General features: G+C 68.6%; 7 protein-coding genes and 1 pseudogene. 4 read left to right on the forward strand and 4 right to left on the reverse strand.

The features are described 5' to 3' along the window. Positions 1-64 precede the first annotated feature (64 nt). Both ADL25_RS30340 and ADL25_RS50805 read left to right on the forward strand, forming a co-directional pair. Complete coding sequence (locus tag ADL25_RS30340; protein WP_059131071.1) at positions 65-631, forward strand: GNAT family N-acetyltransferase; 567 nt, start codon at positions 65-67, stop codon at positions 629-631. Between the two features lie 102 nt (positions 632-733). Next, positions 734-1,221 (forward strand): annotated as a pseudogene (locus ADL25_RS50805) (sigma factor-like helix-turn-helix DNA-binding protein); the annotation flags it as partial. A gap of 151 nt (positions 1,222-1,372) precedes the next feature. Here the strand turns inward: ADL25_RS50805 and ADL25_RS30345 are convergent. Beyond that, positions 1,373-2,173: an MBL fold metallo-hydrolase gene (locus ADL25_RS30345; protein WP_059131072.1), complete on the reverse strand. Its 801-nt coding sequence runs from the start codon at positions 2,171-2,173 to the stop codon at positions 1,373-1,375. 48 nt (positions 2,174-2,221) lie between these two features. Here ADL25_RS30345 and ADL25_RS30350 point away from each other — a divergent pair, with 48 nt between their 5' ends. Next, positions 2,222-2,641, forward strand: coding sequence for a MerR family transcriptional regulator (locus tag ADL25_RS30350; RefSeq protein ID WP_059131073.1), 420 nt, complete (start codon positions 2,222-2,224; stop codon positions 2,639-2,641). A gap of 127 nt (positions 2,642-2,768) precedes the next feature. On the opposite strand, the gene ADL25_RS30355 is transcribed toward ADL25_RS30350, so the two are convergent. From ADL25_RS30355 to ADL25_RS30365, 3 genes are all read right to left on the reverse strand, one after another. Then, positions 2,769-4,880 (reverse strand): SpoIIE family protein phosphatase, encoded by a 2,112-nt coding sequence (locus ADL25_RS30355; RefSeq protein WP_059131074.1) that lies wholly within the window; start codon positions 4,878-4,880, stop codon positions 2,769-2,771. A 609-nt stretch (positions 4,881-5,489) separates the two neighbouring features. Beyond that, positions 5,490-5,660: a hypothetical protein gene (locus ADL25_RS49945; protein WP_181922944.1), complete on the reverse strand. Its 171-nt coding sequence runs from the start codon at positions 5,658-5,660 to the stop codon at positions 5,490-5,492. A gap of 20 nt (positions 5,661-5,680) precedes the next feature. Then, on the reverse strand, positions 5,681-6,031 hold the full coding sequence (locus ADL25_RS30365) for an aldehyde dehydrogenase family protein (RefSeq protein ID WP_079050666.1): 351 nt from the start codon (positions 6,029-6,031) through the stop codon (positions 5,681-5,683). Between the two features lie 874 nt (positions 6,032-6,905). On the opposite strand from ADL25_RS30365, the gene ADL25_RS30370 reads away from it, so the two are divergent. Continuing rightward, positions 6,906-9,341: a SpoIIE family protein phosphatase gene (locus ADL25_RS30370; RefSeq protein ID WP_059131077.1), complete on the forward strand. Its 2,436-nt coding sequence runs from the start codon at positions 6,906-6,908 to the stop codon at positions 9,339-9,341. Positions 9,342-9,706 lie beyond the last annotated feature (365 nt).

Genomic DNA, 9,706 nt, shown 5'->3' on the forward strand with positions numbered 1-9,706 from the left:
ACGGCAACGCGGGCCAGCCATCTCTGTCGGGCAACTCTCGTGGGCCTGCGATAGGTTGCCCGCCATGACTGAACTCGGACCCGTCGCCTGGCCACCTGCGCCGATAAGGACCGAACGGCTCGTGCTCCGCCAGTCCGAGGGCCGGGACCGTGCGGCGTTCATCGAGCTCTTCGCATCGCCAGAGGTGCGCACCTACCTCGGTGGCCCCATGCCGCGTGATGAGCTCGAACGCGCCGTGCCTGAGGTGCCCGGGCGGCGCCCTGGCCTTTTCGTGATCGATCTCGACGGATCGATGATCGGTACGATCACGCTCGATCGGCGCGACGCGGAACGTCGGGGTCATCTCCGTCCGGATGCCGAAGAGGCCGAGCTCGGCTACATGTTCCTTGCGGAGGCGTGGGGATGCGGGTACGCCGCCGAGGCGTGCGCAGCGGCACTCGACTGGTTCGCCGACACACTCCCCGGCGAACCGGTGGTTCTCTCCACCCAGACCGCCAACAAGCGCTCGATGCGCCTGGCGGCCAAGCTGGGGTTCACCGAGGTGGAGCGGTTCCAGGAGTTCGGCGCCGAGCAGTGGTTCGGTGTGTGGTCCTCAACCGCGCCGTCCGGTGACGACGGCCGTCGCCGCTGAACTTCAAGGAGTGTTGTCGGGCTCGCGAGGTCAGCCGCCGCGGAGCCAAGATGTCCGCGTGACGGAAAGCGAAGTGGATCTGCTGTCCTTGCCGGGCGGGCTCTGACCAGCCCGGACGTTGCCGGGGACGTCGAACTCGCGGAAAGCGCCTCATTCGTCATGCCGACGGTGCTGGAGACGCTCGCGCCCCCGGAACGGGCAGTGTTCGTGTTCCGCGAAGTCCTCGACATGCCGACGGCGACGTCGCCGCGGCCATGGGTAGGTCGGCGGCCGCGGTGCGGCAGATCGCACGGCGCGCACGCGTGCACGTGAAGGCACGGCGGTCGCGCGTACAGGTGCGCCCGTCGGAGCAACAGGCCGTCGTGGACCGGTTCCTGATCGCACTACGGACCGGACAGTTGCGGGAGCTGATGGAGGCCATGGCGCCAGATGTGGTCCTGAACGCCGATGGCGGAGGGATCCTGGCCGCCATCCGGGTTCCGATCCACGGTGCAGGACCGGTGGCAATGTTGCTCGCGCACGCGAACCAAGTGGCCCCGTTCGAGGCGGCGATCGCGTGGCTCAACGACGCTCCCGCAGTCCGGATCGACACTGGCACGAAAACCCGGTGCCGTGGCTGTTCCGGGCGGTCGGAACCGCCCGGAACACCCATGGTCGCCCTCGAAGACGGCCGATGGACGTCGGACATCAGTGCGCACGCCCGCTCGGGCGCCTTCGCCCAATCACGTCCGGTCGGCCGCTTCACCCCGCGCAGCGGGCGAACTCCCAGGGGTCGTGCGCGGAGAAGACGTCGACCTGGTCACCGTGGTCGCGGACAAGTTCGCGCAGCCGGGCCTGGGTTCCGATCCTCAGGTCGCGGTGCACCTGCGAGCGTGTCTGGACGATGTCGAGAAGCGGGTGGGATTCCTTCAGTTCACCGATTTCGCGGTGGTAGTAGTAGGCATCACCGCAGTGGAGAAGCCATCGTTCGCCGTTGTGCACGGCCACCCCGGTGTGGCCTGCGGTGTGCCCGCCGAGGGGGATCAGCTTGATCTCCTGCGGCAGCCCTGTCGGCTGCACCGCGGTGAAGCCGAACCACTGCTCATCGGATTCGTGGTGGTAGGTGACCCACTTGGGTCCATGGGCCCAGTGGGCCGGACGGTAGCGGTAGCTGGGCGCCTCGGCGGACGCCGCGTCGAGTTCGGCTGCCATGACGTGGACCTGGGCGTCGGGGAAGTCGGGAAGACCGCCGCTGTGGTCCACGTCCAGGTGGGTGACGATGATGTGCCGCACGTCCGAGGGTGCGTGTCCGAGTCGGGTGATCTGCCGGACGGCCGTCTCCTCCTCTGCGAGGGCGGGTTGGGTCATCTCCACCCAATCGGTTCCCAGCGTGCCGCCCGGATCCCGGATGTCGCCGAGGCCCAGGCCCGTCTCGATCAGGACCAGGCCGTCGGTATCGGTCTCCACGAGCAGGCAGTGGTTCACGGCGGGTGCGGGTTGCGGGCCGTCGTAGGTGGCCTCGATGGTCCGAATCGATCCGCAGTTCAAGTGACGGATTTCCATGGTGAGTAGGCTGCGACTTGAACCACGATTCAAGTCAAGGGGGCCGTGATGGACGAGCCGTTGCTGGACATCTCCGAGGTGGCCCGTCGGTCCGGGCTGGCGCCCTCGGCGCTGCGGTTCTATGAGCGGAAGGGCCTGATCGCCGCGGCGGGACGCAACGGTCTTCGACGTACGTATCACCCGGAAGTGCTGCAGCAGTTGGGGCTGATCACGTGTGCGCGCGGCGCCGGCTTCTCGGTCGCCGAGATCGGCCGGTTCCTGGTGGCGCGGCCGTCGGACGGGGACCTGCGTGACCGTATGGCGGCCAAGGCCCGCGACCTCGACCAGCGGATCGTCCGGCTCACACGGTTGCGCGACAGCCTCCGGCACGCGGCCGTCTGCGATCACGAGCCGATCGTCGAGTGTCCGGACTTCAAGCGGGCCGTCGGCAATGTGTCCGCACCGGCGACCGAGCCGGCCCAGTCCTAGTTTTGGACGCCGCCGAGGAGATGGAAGCCTTGGTGCCGCGTCCGGCCAAGTAGTCGCGGACGAGGGCGCAAGCAGCCCATCGCGCACCCGCCGCTGGGACGCGAGCGTTCTCGAGGACCGGACTCGGTCAGGTGGAGGGCGCTTCTGCGCCATGCGCTGGCCGGCCGGATACTGGGCCGGCCTGCGCGATGAGAAGAGCCACGTCGTCGTGGTCGTCGGGGTGCCGGAGCGCCTGCAGAAGCCAGTCGCAGGTCTCCCCCATCGGCCGGCGAGGGCCGTCGAGAGTGTGGACCAGGGTGTCCAGACGCTCGTCGATGGGGTCGTGCCGGGTCTCGACGAGTCCGTCGGTATAGAGGACGAGCCGGTCGCCGGGGTTGAGTGCGAACGTCGTGGTGTCGAACGGGACTCCGCCGACACCGAGGGGCGCCCCGGTGGGCAGGTCGAGCAGTTCGGGATGGTGGCCGTCGCGGATGAGAACGGGTGGCATGTGTCCGGCGTTGGCGATGCGGCATTCGCGACGGTGCGGGTCGTAGACCGCGTAGATGCACGTGGCGTACTGCTCGAGGCCGCGTGTGGTCTTGTCGAGGTGCCGGAGGACTTCGTCGGGGGTCATGTCGAGGTCGGCCAGTGTGCCGGTCGCGGTCCGCAGGCGGCCCATGTTCGCGGCGGCGTCGATCCCGTTGCCCATGACGTCGCCGATCACCAGGGCGGTCTTGTCGTCGGCCAGGGGTATGACGTCGTACCAGTCGCCGCCGACCTCGGCGGAGGCTCCAGCGGGCTGGTAGTGGGAGACGACCTCCAGTCCGACGAGCTGTGGCGGATGCCCTGGCAGCAGGCTGCGCTGGAGGGTTTCGGCGGCGTTGCGGACGTTCTGGTGCCAGCGTGCGTTGTCGATGGATACGGCGGCACGGGCGGCGATCTCACCGGCGAGGATGGCGTCGTCCTCGTCGAACGGGAGGGGATTACGGGCGCGCAGGAGCTCGAGTGCGCCGAGGACCTCGCTGCCGGCGATCAAGGGCACCGCCAGGTAGGAGTGCAGTCCGGCGCGGGCGAGGGCGGCGGCGCCGTCGGGGCTGCGTGCGATGCGCTGGAGATCGTATTCGTCGACGCAGGGCACGAGAACGGCCTGTCTGGTGTGGACGCACCGGGTGATGAGGCGGTCCTCGCCGTACGTGGTCTGGTCACCCGCCTTCACACCGACGGTCACGTCGGTGGGATAGGCGGTTGCCACCGCCAGTGTGCGAAACAGCTCCGATCCCTCGTCCTGTGTCCCGTTGCTGCGGCGGAACGCCAGAACGGCATCGAGGACGTCCACTGCCGCCAGGTCGGCGAGATCGGGGACGGCGACCTCCGCCAGTTCCTGAGCGGTCTTCTCCACATCCAGCCGCGTACCGACGCGGGCCGAGGCGTCGGCGATCAGAGACAGACGTCGCTGAGCGCGCTCCGCCTTGATCGTGGCCCAGTGGCGCTCGCTGATGTCGACGATGGAGGTCGCCACGCCGATGATGCGTCCGCCGGATCCCTCGAGCCGGTGGAACGACACCGACCACGCGTGATCGTTGTCAGCGTCGGCCGGAGTGCGTCCGACGATGTACTGATCGATCACCGGAGTGCCTGTGCGGAGCACCCGGCGCATCACACGCTCGATGCCCTCGGCGTCGAAGGACGGCAGCAGCTCGCGGGTGCGGTGACCGATGTGGTCGGCGGCCGGAATCCCGTTGATGCGCTCCAGGGCCGGGTTGACCAGGACATAGCGCAGTTGGGTGTCCAGGAGGGCGATGCCGATGGGGGCCTGCGACACCAGACGCTCGGACAGGGCCAGGTCGGTCTCGACCTGCTGCAACGTGGTGTGATCGGCGGCGATGCCCAGGGCGTAGATCGCGCCGTTGTCGTCGAGGAGCCGCACATTGCGGAACTCCACCAGGCGGGTGGTGCCGTCCTTGCGCCGGATGGGAAACGCACCGGCCCAGCTCGCTCCGGTCTCCATCACCTCGGAGAACAGTTTGATCACGAGTTCGATGTGTTCCTCGTGAACCATTATCTGGGCCGCGTACTGCCCCAGAGCCTCTTCTGCGGTGTAACCGAACACCTCTTCGGCCTGTGGGCTCCACAGCACGCACCGCCCTCGATCGTCCAGGACGACTGCGGCGACGCTGAGCAGATCGAGAAGCCCTCCCGGCGGCGACGGAACCGCCCGACGGTCCCGCTCTTCGTCCTGGCGCCGCTCCTCTGCGCCCATCCGCGAATGCTCCCTCCTGCCGGAGCCCGGGGGCCTCACCTGCTGAGAGTTTCTTCCATGTTGCCCCCCGAATGCTGCGATGACGATCCAGGCCTGCGCCTTTCGTACCGCGGTCACCCGGCCCCACCTGGGCTCCCGCTACGGTCCCCGGTGCCCCGCTCCGGCGGGCTGCAGCCGATCGATCGAGTTCCCTTCCGGCCTCGTCCTCCGATCGGCCGGCCGTCTTCGGCTCTCGACCGCGACCCTGGCGCCGGCACCGATCGTCTGCACGATCGGATGAGGCACGGCCCCGGGAGCGTCGCGAGCAGGGTGGATGGTCCACCTTCTCACTTCCGCGGACGCGTCGTACAGCCCATTGCGTGCCACTCCTGCAACAGGCTTCCCCGGGTCGAGCCCAGACGGACGCTCGATGCCTGAAGAAATTTCGGCGCCACACCGCCGCACGGAGCGTCTGCGTCGCCTCGTCGTCGGGCCGGAGTCGAGCGGCGCCCCGCGCAGCGCGGTGCCCCTCTCGGGCACGGGCGCCGATCAGCGTCGAGCCCCGTCACCGCGCATGCGCGCGGCGGCAGGGCTCCACTGCAGACACCCGTCTATTGATCAATCAACCGTTCAGGCGGGCCCGAGGTCGTCCACCCTCTCGCCCTCCGCTTGCGACGGCTCGGTCCTTGGCACATCCGGGTGCAGGGCCGCACGCTCGGCCGGTTCGTCACGCTCACCCTCGGCCTGGGACGGGGTCTGGGAGTACAGCCAGGCGTCTTCGTTCGAGGCACCGGTCTTCATGGTGGGCCTCCCTAGGTCGTTCACCTCCCATCCTCCTCCCTGGGGCACGGCAGGGCGAGAGCATCTTCCCAGCCGAACCGATCGGCGGCCCGCAGATACTCGGCCGTCTGCTCGGAGACTGCGGTCTGCAGGGACTGGGTGAACCAGGCCGGCGTGCCGTTCTCGGCGGTGATCAGTGCGGCGATCTCGCTGGCGCGGGCGGCGTGCAGTTCGTCGAAGCGTGCCACCAGCGCGCGGCGCTCCTCGGGCCGCATGGTCGGCCAGGGGCCCTTGTCGAACGCCTTGCGGGCGGTGGCGACCGCCGCGTCCACGTCGGCAGGAGCCGCCTGGGCGGCATGGCCGACCAATGAGTTGTCGTGCGGGGAGCGGATCTACCCTGCTGCGACCGAGAGTTGTTGTTGGCGAATCATGCTCTCCGTTGCAGGTCAGCCACGTGCAGAGGAAGCCAATTGGCGAATCTTGAGGGTGATAGTTGGCGGATCATGCCACCGCCATCGCCGAGCAGGAGGGCATCGCAGCAAGTGAGAGGGTTGGCCATCGATCGCGCATCGAGATTCGCCAACTAGCGTGCTCCGTCCGCCATCTATGAATCTCGGTCGCACCCGTGAGGCGCTGCGCCTCTGCTGACGGGTTCGCCGTTGTTTCAGACGGCGCAGGGGTCGACCGGTTCCGTGGCCGCCTCCACGGGGGAAGACGACCAGCCGCAGGCGGGCTGTGCTGCTCCGGGCGTCGCCCGGGACGATCTCCTGGTCGACTAGCTGGCTCTGCGATGACTGCGGCGTGAGTGATCCGGCGTGCGGCGTGAATGCGGTCATTCAAGGTTGGCGCGTGTCACCGCCGGATGAATTGGTTGATTAGCACTAATTCCCACCTAAGTATGTACTCTGCGCCCAGTGGCTGTCTCGCTGTCCGCTCCTAGCATCGGGAGCTGTACTGCGCGGTCAGCGTCCGCACACGACAAGCAGCCGCACCCGGTCGTCCCCGTCAGCGACTCGAGGGGTGGAGCCGATCCCGCTGATCATGGATGCGAAGGAGGTCTATCGCCGGGGCGCCCAATGGCCTCACGGCCACGCATAAGGATCACGTCGGGCGGGGTTGCCGGGAACGGGGCGTCCCATGAGGCGGCACTCGGTGCCGCAGCCTGCGCAGGGCGCCAGGACTCTGACCCGGTACCGCACGGCCAGGGGCGATCGCCTCGCCTCGCCTCCAGCGCGTTCTGTAGATCCACCTGATGGGAGGAACTCAGTGCCCAACACTCTCCAAGGCATCCTCAGTACTCTCCCCAACCCCCACGAGATACCCACTGCGATTGCGATGCTCGACGCCGATGGGACGGTGGTCGGGTGGACGGACACCGCGCAGCGGCTTGTCGGGTACTCGGCCGAGGATGTGGTGGGCCGGTTCGTCTCGGTCGTGCTGCCGTTTGCCCAGAATGCGTCGCAAGTGGAGGCGTTCGCCGAGGGGTGCCGTGCCCGGGGTGGCTGGTCCGGCAGCACTGCGGTCCGCCACCGCGACGGCCACACGCACAATGTGAGCCTGCGGATCTCGCAGTTGTGGGGGCAGGGCGGAGCGGTCCACTGGCTCGTCTGGGCGACCGACCTGGTCGCGTTCTCGTCGGCGGTGAACGGATGGAGGCCGTCGTCGCTTCTGACCCGCGCGCCGATCGGGATTGTTGTCAGTGACTCGGATCTGCGCTGCACCGGGGTGAACGACTTCACAGAGCTCCAGACCGGCATCCCTCGCGAGGTGCGGCTGGGCCAACGGCCTTCGGAGGTGGTGCCCGGCGTCGAGGCCGAAGCGTTCGAGGCGGTGATGCGGCGGGTACTGGAAAGCGGCAGCTCGGTGATCGACCTTGAGTACCCGGGTGTGCTGCCAGGTGGCCGGATCGTGGGCTCCTTCTTCCGCTTCGACGACGCCGACGGCAACGCGCTGGGCGTGTGTGCCATATGGGTGAATGTCGCCGTCCGGGACCGGGCGCGGGAACGCCTGGCGATCCTGAGCGAGGCGGGCACGCGTATCGGCACCACTTTGGACGTCATGCGGACCGGGCAGGAGCTGGCCGACCTGGCGGTGCCACTCCTGGCCGACTTCGCCACCGTCAACCTAGCGGAGTCGGTCCCGCTCGGCGAGAAGCCCCTGGCCCGGCTGGGCCCGGACGCCGGGCATCGCATCCCCGTGTTCCGCCGCGCCGGCGCGGCGTCGATCCGCCCCGGGGCCCCGGAGTCGCTGTGGGCACGGGGTGAGGCGGTCTTCGTCCCGCCGAACTCGCCGTACACCCGGGTCCTGTCATCCGGGAAGCCCTACCTGGAACCGGTCATAGACACCTCCCCCGGCACGTGGCTCGACCAGGACCCGACACGGGCGAAGAAGGTCCGCACGTACGGGATGCACTCTGCGATGATCGTGCCGATCCACGCGCGTGGCGGGGTGCTGGGCGTGGCGGTCTTCGCCCGTACGAAGGACCCGGTGCCGTTCGATGAGGATGACCTGCTCCTCGCCGAGGAACTCGTCAGCCGGGCCGCGCTGTCCTTGGACAACGCCAACCGGTACACCCGCGAACGCGCCACGGCCCTGGCCCTGCAGCGCAACCTGCTCCCGCAGCGCCTGACCGGCGGGTCCGCGGTCGAGGTGGCCTCACGCTATCTGCCGGCCGACGTGGACGGCGGCGCCGGGGGCGACTGGTTCGATGTGATCTTGCTGTCCGGGGCCCGGGTGGCTCTGGTGGTGGGTGACGTGGTCGGGCACGGCATCAACGCCGCCGCGACCATGGGCAGGCTCCGCACCGCCGTTCACGCCTTCGCCGACCTGGACCTGCCCCCCGACGAACTGCTCGCCCAACTCGACGACCTGGTCATCCGCCTCACCGAGCAAGACGACGACACCCAGGGCCCGGCCACCGCAGCCCTCGGGGCCACCTGCCTGTACGCGATCTACGACCCGGTCACACGACAGTGCACGATGGCACGGGCCGGCCACCCCCCACCCGCCATCATCGACCCGCACGGCCACATCACGTTCCCCGACCTCCCCGCCGGAACCCCCCTCGGCCTCGGACTGTCCTCGTTCGAATCCGTGGAGCTGGACCTGCCCGAGGCGAGCGTCCTCGCCCTCTACACCGACGGCCTGATCGAAACGCGCGGACAGGACATCGACGCCGGGATGGACCGCCTGAGCACAGTCCTGGCACAACCCCGCCTCCCGCTGGAAACACAGTGCTCGGCCGTCATCGACGGCCTGCCCACCCAGGCACCGCACGACGACGTCACCCTGCTCCTCGCCCGCACCCGCACACTCAGCCCGAACCACGTCGCCTCCTGGGACCTGCCCACCCTCCCGGCCGTCGTCAGCACCGCCCGGTCCCTGGCCACCCGCCAGCTGACAAAATGGGGCCTGGAACGCCTGGTGACGCCGACAGAGCTGATCGTCAGCGAACTGGTCACCAACGCCATGCGCCACGGCACAGGCCCCATCCGCCTGCGCCTGATCCGGCACCAGCTCCTGACCTGCGAAGTCTCCGACACCAGCAACATCCTCCCGCGCATGTGCCACGCCCGCACCACCGACGAGAGCGGCCGTGGCCTCTTCCTCGTCAACCGGTTCTCCCACCGACAGGGAACGCGCTGCACAGCGGGCGGCGGCAAGATCGTGTGGGCAGAACAGGAACTGATACCCGTGATCTGAAACATGCCGTGACTCTCGCGGTGGTGCCCCGGCCGCCCCCGATGCCCTGCGCTTGCGCTACGAGCGACTGGTCGCGGGTTCGCACGACCCCGATGTCTCCTGGTGGAACTGGGTGATCCGACTGCGCGATGAGGGCTGCCTGGTGGGCACGGTCCAGTCGACAGCGGGGCTTCACTTCCTCCAACCAGTGGCAGGACAGCGAGCTGAGGTGGCACCTCTGAACCAAGCAGCAGCCCGACTGATCCACAGATAGTGACAATTACCTCACCCGACGACTGCGAGCGTGATTACTTTCCGTGGTGTTGCACGTTCGCCTGGCGAGGGTGATGGCACGTCTTGTACTGGTAGAGCCGTTGGCTGCTGGG

The organism is Streptomyces sp. NRRL F-5122 (assembly GCF_001507435.1).
GTDB lineage: Bacteria > Actinomycetota > Actinomycetes > Streptomycetales > Streptomycetaceae > Streptomyces > Streptomyces lannensis.

Bases quoted from the DNA above. Each gene is read 5' to 3' on its own strand.
- ADL25_RS30340 (WP_059131071.1), top strand. From the start codon at position 65: ATGACTGAACTCGGACCCGTCGCCTGGCCACCTGCGCCGATAAGGACC.
- ADL25_RS30345 (WP_059131072.1), bottom strand. From the start codon at position 2,173: ATGGAAATCCGTCACTTGAACTGCGGATCGATTCGGACCATCGAGGCC.
- ADL25_RS30350 (WP_059131073.1), top strand. From the start codon at position 2,222: ATGGACGAGCCGTTGCTGGACATCTCCGAGGTGGCCCGTCGGTCCGGG.
- ADL25_RS30355 (WP_059131074.1), bottom strand. From the start codon at position 4,880: ATGGGCGCAGAGGAGCGGCGCCAGGACGAAGAGCGGGACCGTCGGGCG.
- ADL25_RS49945 (WP_181922944.1), bottom strand. From the start codon at position 5,660: ATGAAGACCGGTGCCTCGAACGAAGACGCCTGGCTGTACTCCCAGACC.